Source organism: Pauljensenia sp. UMB6358 (assembly GCF_030216865.1).
In the GTDB taxonomy this organism is placed as follows: Bacteria; Actinomycetota; Actinomycetes; order Actinomycetales; family Actinomycetaceae; genus Pauljensenia; species Pauljensenia turicensis_A.
On record NZ_JASOMS010000003.1, the window covers coordinates 62,652 to 79,927 of the forward strand.

At 53.6% G+C, this 17,276-nt stretch carries 15 protein-coding genes and 1 pseudogene; 4 read left to right on the forward strand and 12 right to left on the reverse strand.

What is annotated here, in order from left to right; all coding sequences use genetic code 11:
• Positions 1-55 precede the first annotated feature (55 nt).
• Together QP381_RS03140 and QP381_RS03145 are read left to right on the forward strand one after the other, a co-directional pair.
• Positions 56-1,351 (forward strand): alpha-amylase family protein, encoded by a 1,296-nt coding sequence (locus tag QP381_RS03140; protein WP_219585790.1) that lies wholly within the window; start codon positions 56-58, stop codon positions 1,349-1,351.
• Between the two features lie 469 nt (positions 1,352-1,820).
• Positions 1,821-3,746: an Eco57I restriction-modification methylase domain-containing protein gene (locus QP381_RS03145; RefSeq protein WP_285067790.1), complete on the forward strand. Its 1,926-nt coding sequence runs from the start codon at positions 1,821-1,823 to the stop codon at positions 3,744-3,746.
• 482 nt (positions 3,747-4,228) lie between these two features.
• On the opposite strand, the gene QP381_RS03150 is transcribed toward QP381_RS03145, so the two are convergent.
• From QP381_RS03150 to QP381_RS03175, 6 genes are all read right to left on the reverse strand, one after another.
• Positions 4,229-4,441, reverse strand: coding sequence for a metallophosphoesterase (locus tag QP381_RS03150; protein ID WP_285067792.1), 213 nt, complete (start codon positions 4,439-4,441; stop codon positions 4,229-4,231).
• A 269-nt stretch (positions 4,442-4,710) separates the two neighbouring features.
• Positions 4,711-6,189: a xylulokinase gene (gene xylB, locus QP381_RS03155; RefSeq protein ID WP_103633596.1), complete on the reverse strand. Its 1,479-nt coding sequence runs from the start codon at positions 6,187-6,189 to the stop codon at positions 4,711-4,713.
• Positions 6,186-6,824, reverse strand: a complete 639-nt coding sequence (locus tag QP381_RS03160; RefSeq protein ID WP_101627249.1) for an SIS domain-containing protein — start codon at positions 6,822-6,824, stop codon at positions 6,186-6,188. The genes xylB and QP381_RS03160 overlap by 4 nt, the downstream gene beginning before the upstream one ends.
• A gap of 3 nt (positions 6,825-6,827) precedes the next feature.
• Positions 6,828-8,402, reverse strand: coding sequence for a sugar ABC transporter ATP-binding protein (locus QP381_RS03165; RefSeq protein WP_103633595.1), 1,575 nt, complete (start codon positions 8,400-8,402; stop codon positions 6,828-6,830).
• A 5-nt stretch (positions 8,403-8,407) separates the two neighbouring features.
• The gene (locus QP381_RS03170) at positions 8,408-9,433 is read right to left on the reverse strand and encodes a substrate-binding domain-containing protein (protein WP_219811056.1); all 1,026 of its coding nucleotides are present in this window, start codon (positions 9,431-9,433) and stop codon (positions 8,408-8,410) included.
• Positions 9,434-9,499: 66 nt separating this feature from the next.
• Positions 9,500-10,492: an ABC transporter permease gene (locus QP381_RS03175; RefSeq protein WP_103633594.1), complete on the reverse strand. Its 993-nt coding sequence runs from the start codon at positions 10,490-10,492 to the stop codon at positions 9,500-9,502.
• 197 nt (positions 10,493-10,689) lie between these two features.
• Between QP381_RS03175 and QP381_RS03180 the strand changes: the two genes are divergently transcribed.
• Positions 10,690-11,676, forward strand: a complete 987-nt coding sequence (locus QP381_RS03180) for a sugar-binding transcriptional regulator (protein WP_285067794.1) — start codon at positions 10,690-10,692, stop codon at positions 11,674-11,676.
• 227 nt (positions 11,677-11,903) lie between these two features.
• On the opposite strand, the gene QP381_RS03185 is transcribed toward QP381_RS03180, so the two are convergent.
• The 5 genes and pseudogenes from QP381_RS03185 to QP381_RS03200 all read right to left on the reverse strand — a co-directional run bounded on the left by QP381_RS03185 (position 11,904) and on the right by QP381_RS03200 (position 14,979).
• Positions 11,904-12,614 carry a DarT1-associated NADAR antitoxin family protein gene (locus QP381_RS03185; RefSeq protein ID WP_103633592.1) on the reverse strand — a complete coding sequence of 237 codons (711 nt, stop codon included), beginning with the start codon at positions 12,612-12,614 and terminating at the stop codon, positions 11,904-11,906.
• Positions 12,607-12,921 (reverse strand): hypothetical protein, encoded by a 315-nt coding sequence (locus QP381_RS03190; RefSeq protein ID WP_285067795.1) that lies wholly within the window; start codon positions 12,919-12,921, stop codon positions 12,607-12,609. Before QP381_RS03190 ends, QP381_RS03185 begins: the two co-directional genes overlap by 8 nt.
• A gap of 220 nt (positions 12,922-13,141) precedes the next feature.
• Positions 13,142-13,489, reverse strand: coding sequence for a hypothetical protein (locus QP381_RS03195; RefSeq protein ID WP_285067796.1), 348 nt, complete (start codon positions 13,487-13,489; stop codon positions 13,142-13,144).
• 204 nt (positions 13,490-13,693) lie between these two features.
• A pseudogene (locus tag QP381_RS09660) lies at positions 13,694-13,774 on the reverse strand (Rib/alpha-like domain-containing protein); the annotation flags it as partial.
• Between the two features lie 33 nt (positions 13,775-13,807).
• A protein-coding gene (locus QP381_RS03200; protein WP_285067797.1) for an IS3 family transposase occupies positions 13,808-14,979 on the reverse strand; the annotation gives its coding sequence in 2 pieces (ribosomal slippage) (positions 13,808-14,703 and positions 14,703-14,979; 1,173 coding nt in all).
• 528 nt (positions 14,980-15,507) lie between these two features.
• On the opposite strand from QP381_RS03200, the gene QP381_RS03205 reads away from it, so the two are divergent.
• Positions 15,508-16,725 carry an amidohydrolase gene (locus tag QP381_RS03205; RefSeq protein WP_285067798.1) on the forward strand — a complete coding sequence of 406 codons (1,218 nt, stop codon included), beginning with the start codon at positions 15,508-15,510 and terminating at the stop codon, positions 16,723-16,725.
• Positions 16,726-16,861: 136 nt separating this feature from the next.
• Here QP381_RS03205 and QP381_RS03210 read toward each other — a convergent pair whose 3' ends face one another.
• Positions 16,862-17,176: a hypothetical protein gene (locus QP381_RS03210; RefSeq protein ID WP_285067800.1), complete on the reverse strand. Its 315-nt coding sequence runs from the start codon at positions 17,174-17,176 to the stop codon at positions 16,862-16,864.
• Positions 17,177-17,276: the final 100 nt, after the last annotated feature.

Genomic DNA, 17,276 nt, shown 5'->3' on the forward strand with positions numbered 1-17,276 from the left:
TGCTCCACCTTGTGTTCCACCTCGATTCCCCTGCGTCACGGGCTACAGTTTGCCTATGACCCACAGCGTTTCACCCTCTGATCGCACGCCCGGAGCAGATTCCATATGGTGGCACGTGTACCCGCTGGGAGCGTGTGGCGCGCCGATTCGCGACGGTGATCGGACAGAAACCCCGCGCCTGCGAATGTTGATCAACTGGTTGGATTATGCCACCGAGCTTGGTGCGACGGGACTGCTACTCGGCCCGATCTTTGATTCGGCGACGCACGGATACGACACGCTCGACTATTTCCGTATCGATCCGCGTCTGGGCAGTGTCGAAGACTTCGACGCGCTGGTTGAGGCATGCCATGCTCACGGAATGAACATCATGCTCGATGGCGTATTTTCGCACGTCAGCGACCAGTATCAGCCTCTGCGCGCGGTTCTTGAAGCCGGCAAGGATCCCGTTTTCGGAACGCCCAATTCCCCTGATGCTCCCCTATTCCACATTGATTGGGAGTCCGACGGTGGCCCCTACCCCTGGTTCTTTGAAGGGAACCAGGACCTCGTGCGCTTCGACCACACGAACGCGTGCGTCAAGGATTTTGTTCAGCAGGTAATGGAGTATTGGTGTGCCCGTGGCATCGATGGGTGGCGACTTGATGCAGCATATTCCGTTCCAACTGAGTTCTGGGCAGACGTGTGCGACCGAGTCCGGGCCTCGCACCCCGATACTTTCTTCCTCGGCGAAGTCATTCACGGTGACTACCCCGCGTTCGTTGGGGATGCCCACGTTGATACGGTCACGCAGTACGAATTGTGGAAGGCAATGTGGTCGTCGATCACGGATAAGAATTTCTTTGAGCTCGATTGGACGCTGAAACGCCACGGCGAATTCTTAGAGACGTTCGTTCCGCAGACGTTCGTGGGCAATCATGACACGACGCGCATCTCGTCTCTGCTTGGCGCCGATGGCGGACTGGTGGCGCAGGCGATCATCATGACGCTGGGTGGTACACCGTCGATCTACTACGGCGATGAGCAGGGCTTCACGGGGGTGAAAGAAGACCGCCAGTTCGGCGATGACGCGGTGCGTCCTCCCCTGCCCGCATCTCCCGGCGAATTGCTAGGGTTTGGGCACACAACCTACCAGGCATTGAGGTCGCTGGTCTGGCTACGTAGAAAGCGTCCGTGGCTGACCCGTGCACTCACAACAACCGTCGCTGTCGCTAACACGAGCTACTCCTACCGCTCATGCGCCCCAGGCGATGATTCCACCTTCGTGGATGTCCATTTGTCAATCGACGAGGCCGGAACCGCTCACGCCCTCATCCTGGACGAGGCCGGGCACACACTCTGGCAGAAATAGCTGTTCTTAGTCCCAAGGATTGACGAGCTCTACACCAGCCCCCTGAAAATCCTTGGCGTTCGAAGTTGCAAGAACTGCCACACGCGTCACGCACATAGACACAATCTGGCGTCAAGAACACTAATCGGTCGCCCCAGCGTGTTCCGACGCGTGACAACATGGAAGTACTCGGTCGTAGCTGCCGAATTGAAGTTAAAGACCAGATGAGATCTGCTGGCGAGACAATCAAGAGCACTCACAATGCTGGATGTGGCCGAAAAATGACATCGCTTTCAACGCTGGATATTGTCGCAACGATAATTAGCAGAAAGAACGATAATCAGCAGAAAGATTCCGGGGAAGACCGAGGCCATTCGTTGGATCATGATGTCTCCTCTCAACAACGTTCTGAAGCGGAGAGGTGGTTCGCATCAGTATCTCGGAAGGTAGCCTTATGAGGGAAGTCCCGTCCAATTCGTGAGGTGATCCGATGCAACGCTCGCAGGCCCTTGACCTGTCCGCGCGTTTCGCTGATCTACTGCCACTTTTGCTTCGAGATTATGCGACTTCCACTGACGCGGACACACCTGCTGGCGCCGACGGTAGCAATACTGGTGTCTTCTCGCGCAATATTGTGTGGGCGACCCAAGACTATGAGGATCTGGGAATCCATGCTGATCAGCAGATCACCCTTGATGTTTTGAACGCGAATCCTGGCTTGATTACTCCGCGCACAACGAAGGCGCGTGACGCTCAGGCTGTTCGGACGAAAGAACGCGCTGAGATTTTCACTCCGGCGTGGCTGGTGAACTTTCAAAATGATGTCGTGGATCATGCGTGGTCTGGAGTCCACGAGCCTTGTGATGATGCGATCCTGGATGCGTCTGCCAGCATATTGCGTCCGCTCCGACCAACGCTCCCCGCCTTCGATGACGTGTCTGGCAAAGCGTGGGAAAACTACGTGGATCGTCGGGTACTTGAAATCGCGTGTGGCGAGGCTCCGTATTTGACCAGCCGGTATGACGCTACGACGGGCGAACCGATTGGCCTTGGTGGGCGCGTTGGGTTTTTAGACCGCAAGTTGGCAGCTATTCCCGTTTCATTGGGTGACGAGGCCGCAACGCTTAATTGGGCGTTGCGCGCATTGAGGGCGAGCTTCGGATTCGAGCTTCAGGGCGATTCTTTGTTGCTTGCGCGCCTGAATCTTCTGGCTTCGTTTGATGAAGCAACATCGGCTCTGCTTGGGCGTTCTCTTGTCACAGACGAACTGACCGAAGTAGCTCATGCAATTGCCCGAAACGTCTGGCAGATGGATGGGCTGACGTTGAAGTCTCCGTCTGGGGCGGATGTTGTTCTTCCTGTTGACTCCTTTGACGTTACGGTCGCCAATCCGCCGTATCAGAAGGCGATGGCTGACACTAGCGATCGTCAGATTTACCCGGACTTCATGGATTTTGCGTTTAGGGTGTCTCCTCTGGCGTGTTTCGTAACGCCGGCTCGCTTCTTATTTAATGCTGGGAAGACTTCGAAGAAGTGGAATCGTCAGGTTCTTTCAGACCCGCATGTGAGCGTGTCTTTGTTTGAGGCGGATAGTCGACGCGTTTTTCCTGCTGCTGAAGTGAAGGGCGGGATCGCTGTCACTCTGCGGGATACGAACGTTTCTTTGCCCCCGATCGGCTCGTTCATTCCTGACCGTGAGTTGCGTTCGATTGTTGCTCGAGTTCATGCGGTCGCTGACAGTTTTCTTGATCAGATTGTGTTTGCTCCCGAGAGCTACCGGTTCACTTTGGTGTTGTATGTCGAGCATCCGCAGGCGATTGAACGTGTTTCTGCGGGGCATTCGTTTGATATGACGACGAATTGTTTCGATGTGTTGCCTGAGGTTTTTCACGATGTTGCCCACAGAGGAATGATCGGAGTGCTTGGCCGGCAGAATAATCGCCGACTTGTGAAGTTTATTGATCGTCGTTACGTGCGCGATCATCCAAATTTGGATGCGTGGAAAGTTGCGCTGGCGAAGTCGAATGGCGCGGGCAAGTTGGGTGAGGTTCTTGCTCCTCCTGTTCTGTTGCCCCCTGGTTTCGCTCATACGCAGTCATTCATTTCTATCGGCGCGTTTGGGACGCGTAAGGAAGCTGAAGAACTAGCGACGTTTTTGCATACGAAGTTCGCGAGGCTTCTTCTTGGGTCTTTGAAGGTGACGCAGGATAACAAGCGCGCGGTGTGGGCGAATGTGCCGAACTTGGTGAGCAAGGCTCCAGCTGATTTGAGCATCGATTGGGGGTCTTTAGTTCCAGTGATTGATTCGCAGTTGGCTGATTTCTTTGGGCTGTCTCAAGCTGAAAAGGCTTTCGTGAACGAGCGGGCTCAGGAGATGCCTGTTCGTACTTTGGTATGTGGGGGCTTACGCGAATGAATATCTGAATTTTGCGTTGCTTCTCACTATGATTCGCCGCGCTAAAGCTCCTGTCGCATTGTCTCTCTGGCACACCGTGGCCTCGTTGGCTCAGTACAATGACGGCGGTAAGGAGATGCCTTGTCATGACGACATTCGACGTATCAAGGTCTGTACGTTCACCATCCCTGGTGACGACGTCAGCCACGATGGGTTTCGAGCCTCATCAGTCCTCCTGAGGTGCTCTCCATTCGTACACTGCTCACCTTGAGAAAAGCTCGTAGAGCTCACCTCAGGTGGTGAATATTCCGAGCCTCCCCGTTTTCTCGACGTCGCAATCAATGTAGCAGTTGTAGAACAACGGCAGCTGATCCAGCAACCTCAGCAATGGTCTGTGTTGTCGAGACAACCGCATCACGAAGCATTACTCCCAGCGTTTCCACTTGTTCGAACGGATCTTTGTCCGCATTTGGCCACGTGTACGGGTCGTCACAGACCAGAGCTCAATCAATAAAGTCGACTTCATGATTACCCGGAAGAGCGATCGCTTGATATGGAGCTGAGTCAACCAAACCTATCGCCCGTTCGAGAACCTCAAGCGACTGCAGACCACCATCAATGTAGTCACCCAAGAAGAACAACTGGTCGTCAGCACCCAAGCCAATACGCGCAGGAGGATCTTCTAATGCATCGAGATGCCCGTGAATATCGGACATCACATATCTGATTCCCTTCGCCGCTCCTCACACGAGTCACAATCTCATGATGCTTAGCGCCTACCTTCTTAGGCTAACGACAACCATGTAGCAACCGATTGGCAAGACGTGAAGAGGCGTGGCAACAACCTACAGAAATACGCACGCAATAACCCAGGCGACTGACTACACCGTCATTGAACGCGTAATGCCTATACACTTATTCCTCCAAGGACGCGCAGTCGCATAAAGATCTACTTTGGCGAAGCGTAAGGCTTCAAAACATCTGATCAAGAACGCAGATGCGCGGTTGAAGCCGCGTAGTCACACACTGAAATGTAGCGATCGCGGACTTCATCCCAAGACAAGTGCCCCTGGGGATTCACCGTTGCCAAAACTGACGGCTGTTGATCACGCGCCACGATGACCACGTCACCCGTCGTAATCGCAGACAACGCTTGAATACAGGCCCCTCGTGCTGTCGCTTCAGGCTCACGAATCACATCGATAGACCGCCCCAGCAGATCAGCGATGATCTGCGTATAGGCAGCCGATCGTGCACCACCGCCTACAGCAATCGCACGCCCATCGGTAGACACACCAGACTGATGAATCGCATCCAAGCCTCGCAGTAGTCCAGCAATAACCCCAACGAAGATCGCCTCCGCAAACCGCTCACGAGTCATATCACTGGTTAAACCAGCAATCACACCAGTCGTACCCGGATACGCTGGCGAACGCTCCCCATCAAGGTACGCAGCAAAAACAGGGAACGGATCATGGGAGCGATACGCATCCAATGCCAGCTGATCAAGTTCCTGCACAGAAACTCCCAGCAGACGCGCAGCCCAATCCGTTACCTTCGTGCAGTTCAACGTGCATGCCAGAGGCAAGTAGCCACCCACAACGTTCGCAACACCATCCACGATTCCAGATGTAACGGGAACGCTACTGGACGTGTACACAACGCCACTGGTGCCCAAGCTGAAAACTACGTCACCGTCATTGATTCCAAGTCCCAGAGCAGCCATATGTTGGTCACCACCACCGACGGTTACAACCGCATCAGTGGGTAGCCCCAGCAAGTTGGCAACGTCAGGAAGGACGGTTCCAGCCACATCATTGGGCTGACCGACCCGCGGGAACAATGATTCCCACGTCAACACGTCGCCGAAGCATCCGCGTAGCAATTCGAAATCATAGGAATTCGACTGCGAATTAAAGTAGCCGGTGCCAGAAGCTTCCGAACGATCTGTGACTGCTTCACCCGTCAGCTTGAAAACCAAGTAATCGTGAGGCAACAGAATACGGTGTAGGCGTGCAATCGTGGCCGGCTCATTCTCAATAAGCCATGCGAGCTTACCGATCGTGAAGGCAGCAGTCGGGACAGAACCAACCCTCTGCGCCCAATAGTCGGCGCCAAATCGAGTAATAAGCGCATCAATCTGAGGCGCTGATGTTGTGTCATTCCACAACTTCACAGGACGAATCACATGGTTGTCCCCATCCAGCGGAACAAGACCATGACACTGACCGCTGACACCAATCGCACGAACAGCCTGCAGATCAATATCAGCTTTCATCAGATGGAAAGCCTGAACAAGCGCCTCCCACCAGTCATCGGCATTCTGTTCTGAAACAGGCGGAGTCGTAGACGCCAACGGCAGGCGTTGTCGCGCTACAACTTCAAAATCCTCAACGCGTCGGGCTTCAACCGTGCACGACTGCGTAGAAAGATCAATGCCGATGACCAGGCGATCGTTAGTCATTTCGATTCCTGCTGGCGTAGAATCTCTTCAGCACTCTTGCCCACAAATCCCGCGGGATGGAGCGACAAGGACTCGGAAACATCCCATTCATTCAGCTTCATCATGGTACGAACAAGCGCGTCGCCCCACACTGCGGCAAGCAACGTTGACCCCATTGCAATCACATTTTCGGGGTCTCCGCCTTCATCAGTGTGAAGGTGAACAAACACATCACACAAAGAGGCAAAGGTCGATTCGGGGTGCTCCCCTAGTCCAATGAGCTTCGTTCCCTTGTCGTGGACCAGCTTGCACAGATTATTGATTTCATCGGACTCGCCGCCCTTCGAAATCGCGATCAGCACGTCCGTGGGTTCAATGGCGCCCATTGTGCCGTGCAAAGCATCCATGGCGTGAACGAACAAGCCGGGCTTGCAGGTGACGGACAAGAGGTGGGCCAGGCGTCGTGCAATCGTGGACGAGGTTCCGCTACCGGTTACGATAACCTTTCCAGTGCACTCTGCGAGCAGGTGGACTGTTTCGACGAAAGAATCTGTGAATTGGTCGGCAACCTTGCCGATAGCGCTCAGCTCGCTACTCGCTTCGTTGCGTCCAAAGACGATAAGCTCTTCGTCAGTCATTGAAACGGTCAGGGTCATTGTTTATTCACCTTCAGCTAAATATACGTGTGAGGTTTGGTTCGTAGCGTCGTCATCGCTTTCGTGCCATGCCAACGTACGAAGTGTTGCGATATCCAGTTCCGCAGCATCCAGAGGACCGGCCACAACCTGTCCCCCAACAAAGACGAGCACGCGATCTGCAACGTCCAAGATCTCTTCTTCTTCGGAAGAAACCATGACGACCGTGCGATCGTCTTCGTGGGCAAGTTTCCGCAAAAGAGTATGGATATCGGACTTTGCGCCGATATCAACGCCTTTACTGGGCTCATCGAGCAACAGGATCTCCGGATCCTGCATCAATGCGCGGGCAATAATCACCTTCTGCTGGTTGCCACCAGACAAGGAAGTAATCGGCGACTGCGGGTCACCTTTAATACCTGTTGATTCAAGTAGCTCGTCCGTGGATTCAACCAGCTTCTTGTTGTTCAGGTATGAGAAAGAGGAGAACTTCTTAAGAACCGGAAGCGAAGCGTTCAAATAGCTGTTCATTTGGGGAACAATGCCATCTTGCTTGCGTTCTTCGGTCAAGAATGCGATTCGATGCTTCATCGATTCACGTGGAGTCTTCGGCAGAAAACGCTCACCATCGGGCATCACAATCGCACCGGATGTAGCCGGATCAATACCTGCGATTGCACGCAGGCACTCTGAGCGTCCAGAACCGCCAAGGCCGTAGATGCCGAGGATCTCCGAAGAACGTGCTTCGAAGGAAACACCGTTCAACAGGTGTCCTTTGAGGTTTTCAACCGTCATCTTAACGGGATGATCGCTGGTCTTTTCACGCTGAACTTCGACACGCTCTGCGTGATCTGCGCCAGCAATTGCGGCAACAACAGCGTGACGATCAATGCTCTCAACTGAGGAGTCAAGCAGAACTTTGCCGTTCATTAAGGCAACGATACGATCTGCAACTCCGTAGAGTTCGTCAAGCTTGTGGTTGATTATCAATACACCAATGCCACGTTCACTTGCGATCTTGCGGATATAAGCCAAGAGCTCCGTAACCTGGTCACCTTCAAGTGCCGTCGTCGGCTCGTCAAGCAGCAGGTACTTTGTTTCACGACTTGAGGCAATCGCAATTTCTAATAGCTGACGAACTGCGACCGGGTAGGAACCAACCAAACGATCCACGTCAACGTCGATGCCGAACTCATCTACGAGTTCTTGAGCACCCTTCTTCATCTTTGCCTGGTCGAGAGAAAATGGGGCGCGACGAGGCTCACGCCCAAGCCATACGTTCTGGGCAACCGTCAGGTTAGGAAGCAGTGACAGTTCCTGGTAGACGGTCGAGACGCCTGAATCAATGGCTTCCGAGGGGGAAGCAAAATCAACGCGTTGCCCGTTGATACGAAGCGTGCCACCAGACTGCTTGTGCGCTCCAGACAAAACTTTCAAGAGCGTCGACTTGCCTGCACCGTTATGGCCAACAAGGCCGACAATCTCACCGGGGTGCAATGTGAGGGACACACCCAGGAGCACAGGTACCCCAGAATAGTCCTTTGTGATTTCACTAGCCTCGAAGCTTCCAGCGCCCCTGGGCATGTCCTTCATTGCCATGTTGTTCAGCCAACCTCTCCAGCTGCAGGGGTTTCACCATTGCGGAACATCTTCAGCGGACGGAGAATCTCGGACTCAACCGTCTCGCCCTTCACGTATGCAGCGATCTGCTCAACAACGCGCTTACCGTAGTCAGCAGGTTCCTGTGCCACACATGCCGGGTATGCATCGGTGGTCGTGATTTCAGGTGCGCAGAAGCCGTAGACCTTCACGTCGCGACCCGAAGCCTTGACGGCTTCAATCGCGCCCTGTGCTGCCGGGCCAGTCGAAGCGAAGATGACATTCATATCCGGGTTGCCCTGTAGCATTGCTGCGGTGACGTCCAGGGAGTCGGTGACCTTCACGTTGCCGTCAACAGTGGCAACGACCTTTGCGTTCGGGTTCTCGGCGATCGCTTCCTGGAAGCCTTCGTCACGAATAACAACCGGAACCTCATCGGGTTCGGTGACCAGACCAATGTTCAGAGCAGTGTCGGTGCCCATGTCTTCAAGGACAACCTTTGCGGTGTCAATGCCCCCCTGCTTGTTATCTGCACCCAGGTACTGGATGACCGTTGCGTTCTGTGCCTTCAGAGCATCTTCGTTAACAATAATGTTGACGGTGAATACGGGGACACCAGCGTCATTCGCGGCGCGAACAATTGCTGCTGCCGGCTCGGACTTCACGGGGTTCAGTGCCAGCGCACACGGCTTCTTCTGCAGTGCAGCTTCTGCCTGAGCGAGCTGCTGCGCATCGTCGTCGTCTGCAATCTGAACTTCAGCAGTGAAGCCGTTGTCAGTTCCAGCGGTTTCAAACCCTTCCTTCATTGCAACGTAGTAAGGGTTGGTCTGGTTCGGAAGCAGAACTGCAATCGTCGGATTGTCTGACGAGCACGATTCCGGCAGAGTTGCCGATGCACCCGAGCCTGCTGCATTGCCACTGGCTGGGGTGTTGCTCCCCGTGCCCGTATCGATACCACCACATGCGCCAAGAGTGAGTACTGCTGCAGTGACAACTGCGGTAGTACCAAGCTTCTTGCGAATAGACATCATTGTCCTCCTTGTTGTGTTCTCTGCGTGAAGAGACGTTCTGTTATTTCAGCCGATTGCTGAAACAAGTCAGTGGGATGGGGTCGGCTGAGAAGTATCAGCCTTTGAGCTTTCTTTTCTTAGTTTTAAGCGAGAAGTCAGGGTGTTCAGGCCAGCCTTGTTGGTATCAAGCAGGACACCACCAAGAATGATCACGCCGATGACGAGTGGCTGCCAGTAAGAGTCGACGCCGATAACGTTCATGCCGTTCGAAACGGTAGCGATCAAAAGCGCACCGATGAATGCACCGAGAATCGTGCCGACGCCGCCGAAGAGGCTGACGCCACCAACAACTGCCGATGCAATCGAGTAGAACTGCTCGGTGCCCGAGCCTGCTGTCGGATACCCAACCATCAAACGAGAAGCCGTAATGATGCCACCAAATGCTGCGCACACACCGGAGATGACGTAGACCAGAATCGTGGTCTTCGCGATATTGATGCCGGCAAGACGTGCAGTTTCACGGTTGCCACCAACTGCGTAGATGTGAAGACCTGTTGCGGTGTGACGCAAGAAGTAGCTGATAACCAGTGCCGCGATAATGACCATGATGATCGGGACCGGGACGGAGAAGATCTTGCCACGACCGAAGACCGCGAAGAGCGGCTCGGTAATGGTCACCGACTTGGCCTGAGTCAGAATGTTCGGGATTGACGCAGAAATACCGAAGGTTGCGAAGGTGACGATGAACGGCGGGAGCTTTCCGTAGTGGACCATGACACCGTTGAAGACACCGACTGCGATGCCCACAACGATGGCGACGAGGGCTCCGGCCCACCATGGCGCACCGGCGTGCATTGCAATTGCTGCAATAACACCGGTCAAAGCAATGTTCGAACCAACCGACAAGTCGATGCCACCGGTAAGAAGCACGCATGCCTGACCGATAGCAAGGAATGTAACCACAGAGCCGTTAAGAAGCAACACTGAAAGGTTGCTAGCGGTACGAAACTCCGGTGAAAGAATCCCCATCACTGCTGCTACCAAAATAACAACAACGAAAACGCCAAGTTCCTGAGGCATTCGTCTTCTTCGAGGCGACATAACTTCCCTTTGCTCACTTGAGCACCGCGTTGTGCTCGAATACGGTTAAATTAACACCAATCATATGAGTACGCAACTACCTAAACGGCGCTCAAATGAGCGCTACATGATAATACTGGTAGTAATATCAAGGCGATTCGGAGTCCTCCCTCGCTTGAGCATTATGGAGTTGCAACATGTACACCCCCAGTCAGCCTCGCCAAGGATCTACCGAGCTCACTCAATCTGAACTCATGGAAGCAATCGCGCGCCGCTTCTACTTTGACGATGTCAGTAAAATGCAGATCGGAAATGAGTTTGGCATTTCGCGTTTTCGCGTTGCCCGCCTGCTCGAAAAAGCCCGCGCCATTGGCATGGTCAGAATCGAAATCTCAAACGTTGGCGTCAACATTGATGAGCTAGCTCAGCTTCTTGCTCGCCATCTCCATCTTGACCATGTCTGTCTTGTTGAAGCTAACCGAAATGTTGTAACCGAAAGAGATACTCTGGCGCGTCAAGCAGCCAAGTATCTCTCCACAAATATTCGACCGAACGACCGCATCGGTTTCTCTTGGGGTCGTACTTTGATGCCTATCGCCCGTTATCTTGGGCCTCTTCCCCCATCAGAGTTTGTTCAAATTACAGGAGTAATTGGTGACGATCCTTCAAAGTCTCCAATCACTTTGATCGGACAGATCAGTCAGCAATCTGGCGTTGAAGGGCGAATGCTTATCGCTCCCCTGTTCAGTTCTTCAGCTGAAACGGCGAAGGTTCAGAGGAAAGAACCAGCTGTTGCTCGCATCCTTGAGCTCTTCGATGACATTGACATCGCAGTCTTATCTGTCGGCGCTTGGGATTCTCGCGTCACCCAGCTTGAGCAAGTGCTTCCTCAGAGCGACATTGAAGTCTTGGATCAGCGTGGTGCGGTGGCCGATTCCACTGGCGTTTTCTTTGATGCCGACGGCAACTACCTCAATCTCTCCCTGAACGATCGCCGTATTTCCATAACCGTCGAGCAAATCTTGAAGGTCCCTAACGTCCTGATGGTTGCTGGCGGAACACAAAAGACAGAAGCAATCCACGCCGTGTGTCGTTCAGGGATCCCAACTGCTCTTGTTACTACCACGGAAGTTGCGCAAAAACTCCTTACTCTCCCCGCGATTTCGAAGGGCAAGTATCGCTGACTCCCAGCCAAAACAAAACCCGGACTGCGAAGTAGTCCGACTGGTTGTTGCCTTCACGTTGAAAGGGATACGGAAGTGTAGGTGGGTGCATTTAGGCACTAGGTGGGTGCACGACCGCCAGAGGTGGGTGCAAAACCAAACAGGTGGGTGCAAAACATCCCAACCGACTATAGAGCTATCGTGTTCTATGAGATTAGTTGAACGACATTTATTGGGTTCAGCTCAGGTCAGAAAAGAAAATCTTGAACCTGCACTCCTTCGGGCTTCCTTGGAACACCGCTGTCCGAACCTTTCTGCCCGTAGCCTATTTCCAGAAAAATCTCCGGGGAAGATAGGGCTTGAGCCAGCAGATTCTGCCTCCACAGGCCAACAGCCTTAGCAACCGATCGCGCCTGGCAGTTAATTGATTTGTTCGGATTAAACTCGATGTCAGTAAAGGCATCATACTTGACGACTGCTGAAAGCAAATCAGGTTTACGAATCAGAGCAGATGCGTATAACCAGTCGTAAAAGTAAGTTTTTGGCTCTAACGGGAAATCCCGCGAGAAAAAACGAAAGCCGATCAATTGACCACTATCCTTCAAGCGGGGATCGCTTTTTGACTCACGGCTTGAGACCTCAAATAAGTCAGCAAAAGGCCCACCTCGTAAAAATACCTTCGAAGCTTGAAATGCCGATTCAACTGAATACTCGCCGTAGCCTGGATGATGGATCCTTAGATTAAATGCGCTCAATTCAACACCCAGGCTGTCAGGACTTTTAGATGAGACTTCCAAAACCGCATGATCTGGTTCCAACAGATGAAAAGAATCATGCAGGCTAGCAATCGAACGCTGCTTTTGTTGTATCGAAAAACCGGGGTGGAACGTAAATTCAGTCTCCCGCTCATCAACGTACGGCAGGCGGTCCAAAACAAGAAAGACTGGTCTCTTAGCCATGCAAATCCCCCGCAGCGTCCACCCATGCTCGCCAATAACTGGGGTACTTAAATACATTTAAAGATGAATCATTGTTGACTTCCCACTTGGCGTAGACATTCCTGTGTATTCCGGATTGCAACAAAGATTGCTTTGTTTCATAATCATTAACAACTACGAAGGACACTTTTTCCCATGGAATCGTAGCAGCAATCTGGATTTCTGCTTGTGGGTTCGTAGTTAGAAAATCTGGTAAGTCTTCGCTCTGTCGAGAGAATACAACCCCAGATCTTGTGGTCATCTCTTCAACAAACAACTTTTCGTCCACAGTCCCATCCCTCCTATGTTTTCGTACATTCGGCCACGAGTCTGTAACTGTTATCCATGCCGAAGGCACCGATGACGAAAAGCGCTTTTCTGCTGAAGCGCATATTCAACCTGAATCCGGGTATGTCGCAGTTGATACCCCAAATCTATGAGGGAGACATAGTTGAGGTAGAGGATCCGCGCGCTGGAGTGGATCGTCGGATCGTCAACGAAGTCCGGATTCATGATCCCAAGAGCGCAAGGTTTCGCAATATGCGATATACCGAGATCAAATTCGGAAAGGCACCTTCGCCACGGATCCCGCCAGTCAGACGTTTAACAATTGAGAAGTTCCATCCTCGAGTCTCCGAGGTCTTCCAGGTAAAACCAGCCTGGCTGTGGCGAGGGGCGTCGTACTCTTCAACAGCACACGAACCGGCTGGCAGGTCGGACACCTGCTGTGCGTCCATCTCAACTGCGCCGATTTTGTCGCGGATGCCACCGCTAAGTGTTGCTGCGACAGCTGGTTGCGGAGCGATAAAGCCTGGTGCAATTCCAAGCGTGCTTCCTATCAAAGTTGCGACTGTCAAAGTGCAGTTTTTATCCACAGAAGCCTTCCAGCCTGACGGCACGCTACTTGGATCAACCTCACACTTAGTGTCTGCTGGCAGGTCGCCGGGCTTCAAAGGAATCTCAGTCTTGTCATTTACCTTGCCAGTGGTATTAGGGTATTCAGGCTGATACTTATCCGAGTCCTTGCCATTATCAGCAGGGTCAGGTTCTCCGACGATAACGGTTACTTCAACCTTGTCGGTCGAACCATCCGGGTATGTTACAACTACTGGAACCGTGATCTTGTCGCCCGGCTTCGCACCTGGGTCTGCTGAAGCTTTGGTTGAGTCCGGGGTTTATGCCGCCAGGGTGACGGTGTCTTTCATTATGGCCTCGAACTCGATGGGAGTCAGTTTCCCGAGTCGGCGTTGACGTCTCTTGCGGTGGTAGATCCCTTCGATCCATTGCACAATCGCGAGACGCAGTTCGAGCCGGCTGGGCCAGCGCTGTCGGTCGAGGACGTTCTTCTGCAGCAGACTGAAGAAGCTCTCCATCGCGACGTTATCACCGCATGCGCCGACGCGTCCCATCGAGCCGGTCAGGCCGTGTCGCTTCAAGGCCTTGCGGAATTTCCGGGATCGGAATTGAGATCCGCGGTCGGAGTGCACGATGACGCCTTCCCGTTTGCCCTGGGGCGCGACAGCCATCTCCAGCGCATGCACGGCCAGGTGGGCCTTCATCCTCGAGTCGATCGAGTAACCGACGATCTTGTTGTTCCAGACGTCCTTGATCGCACAGAGATACAGCTTCCCCTCCGACGTCCAATGTTCCGTTATGTCCGTCAGCCACAGCCGGTTTGGGCCCTCAGCCGTGAACTGACGGTTGACGAGATCGTCGTGCACGGGCGGACCCGCTTTCCGATACCGACGTTCGCGGGTCGTGATCGTCGAGCAGATTCCCGCGACATGACACAGCCGCCACACACGCCGATCGCTGAGCTGGTAGCTGAGGTCGGCGATGTCGTCGGCGAGGACCCGGTAGCCGCCCTCAGAGGCATCCTCGTGCAGCTGGCGCAGCACCCCGATCAGATGCACCTCCTCGGCCTCACGCGCCGAGACAGGCGCTTTGAGCCACTTGTAATACGCCTGCTCGGCGAACCCCCGCACCCGGCACGCCACCGCGACCGGCACCCTAACAGGGGCGTCGGCCACGGCCATCTCACGGACGAGCGGGAACAGTATTTTGTGGGCGTGATATGCGCCTGCGACAGATATGCCACAGCCCGCCGGAGCACCTCGTTCTCCATCTCCAACTCCCGGATCCGCCGCGCAGCCACTGCCATTTCGCGACGCTCGTCCGGATCAGACGACGGAGTCATCCCATGCGAACGGAACCGGTCGTCTCGCACCCATGTCTGTAGCGCGGTCTTCGAGATACCCAGATCCCTACACACCTGCTTCTGAGACATGCCCGATGCGACCATCGCCACGGCATCTCGCTTGAACTCATCAGAAAACTTCTTCGGCACGATTGCCATCCTTCCAGCACGACCCCTACCCGGGAATCATGAGGTCATGGACTCAACCAAAGCTTCAGCAGACTCCATCATTCATGCCAACAATCTATTTCGCGCTCAAACTAAATGAGGCACCACACCGCCTTCGCGCTCAAAATACATAAGGTACGTTGCGGGAGGGTAATTTTGTACCGGGAGGGTGAAAATGCCACCCCTCACCTCCTCACTTCATAAACGCCCAAACCAAATCACCCCCCAGCAACCACAGCGCCCCCTCGATCCAAATCGCCCTCCAAGGACCAAAACGCCCACCGCAAGCAACCCGGTACTTTTACCGACAAGCAAAGCGCGCCACCCACTAAGTTATTTCATGTTTTTTATGTTTTTCTCATGCTGACCTCAACGTTCAAATAACCAATTGATAAAAATAAAACTGAGGATTATCGCGTAAAGTAAGGTACACCTTACTCATCTACAGCGGATAGCTGGTGCTCCTGGTCGCGCAATGATTTTAGGAAATAAAGAAAGGGTAATAAAGATATGACCGATTTAGATATTGAGGGCGCGGTAGCAGCGCTCAGTTCGTGGCAAGAAGAAACCTATTTGTGGTTGCATCAAAACCCCGAGCTTTCTATGGCAGAGACCGAAACCTGCGATTTTATTGACAAACAGCTAAAAGACTTTGGGTACGTAACCCAGAGAATCGGTGGCGGTGTTGTGGGTGTACTTAAGAACGGCGAGGGCAAAACCACGCTGTTCCGCGCCGACATTGATGCTTTGCCGGTGAAAGAGGACACCGGGTTTTCCTACGCCTCTACGGTGACGCGTCGGGATGCTCAGGGAAATGAAGTCCCGGTTATGCACGCCTGCGGACATGACTTTCACGTCACCGCCGGGCTGGGTGCTGCCCGGATACTTTCCGAAAACCGGCAGGCGTGGAGCGGCACCCATATCGCCCTCTTCCAGCCTGGCGAAGAAACCGCCGAGGGCGCAAAGTCCATGGTTGCAGACGGTTTGGTTGACAAAATTCCGCACCCCGAGGTGGCCTTAGCACAGCACGTGCTCGCCGGACCCATGGCTTCCGGCTCAGTCGGCACCCATTCCGGCGCCATTCTCTCGACCGGCGCCTCCTTGAAAATTATTGTGCATGGCAAAGGTTCGCACGGCTCCATGCCCCACATGGGAGTAGATCCCGTGGTGCTCGCCTCTGCAATAGTGATGCGGCTGCAAACCATTGTTTCCCGCGAAATCAACCCCTTCAAGATGGCAGTAGTGACCGTGGGGTCGCTACAGGCCGGTTCCAAGTCGAATATCATTCCTGACCGCGCCACTTTACTATTGAATATCCGCGCCTACGACATGGAGGTGCGCGAACACCTATTGGAAGCAATAAAACGGATGGTGAACGCTGAATGCAAAGCAGCCGGAGCCCCCGCGCCTGCCGAGTTTGAGCTTTACGACTCCTATCCCCTGACCAATAATGATGCCGAAACCACCCAGAAGGTGACTGACGCGTTTATGGCACATTTCGGGTCAGATCGCGTCTGTGATTGCGGCGAAGTATCGGCCTCGGAAGATTTCAGTACCATCCCTGATGCCTTCGGGATTCCCTATACCTACTGGGGTTTAGGTGGCTTCAATGAGGGCGACCCCAAGTATCCCAACCACAACCCCAAGTTTGGGCCGGTTATGCAGCCCACGCTAGCCACCGGCACCGAAGCGATTTTGGCTGCGGTAATGGCCTGGTTGAAGAAGTAAAGAAGAAATCGAAACGCACATCGAAGAGATTATTGAGTCTTTCCTCAGCGACCCTGAAATGCTGGCCTCACTAGCAGTAGACATGGCAGGCCATTACAGGAAAGCACACGGCCAAGGAAATGAAATCCTCAAAGCCCTAGAAACCCACCGCAAAGATGTAGAAATCCAACTCGCCAACTTCGTCAAAGCAATATCCCAAGGCCTCTTCAATGACACCACTGCCGAAGCCATGCCTACTCTGGAAGAACAAAAATGCGATCTCAATCGCACCATCCAAACAGAAAACGTCAAAACCGCCCTCTTTGAGGATGAAGCTTCCATTAGCTCGTTCTACAAGCGCTTCGCACAAGCGACCATCAACACGCCCGAGACACGCAATCAGCTCTTCGAATACTTCGTGGATAAGGTATTCATCGGGCGCGAGCAGATCGTCATCGCGTCCTATTTCCATGACAGCGCAGCGCCCATCGAGTTCGAGGACCTAGAAGAAGCGCTGACCAGCGGACACAGAGCGGGGGAACTGCGAACCTACGCCCGAAAGCGAGAGTTCG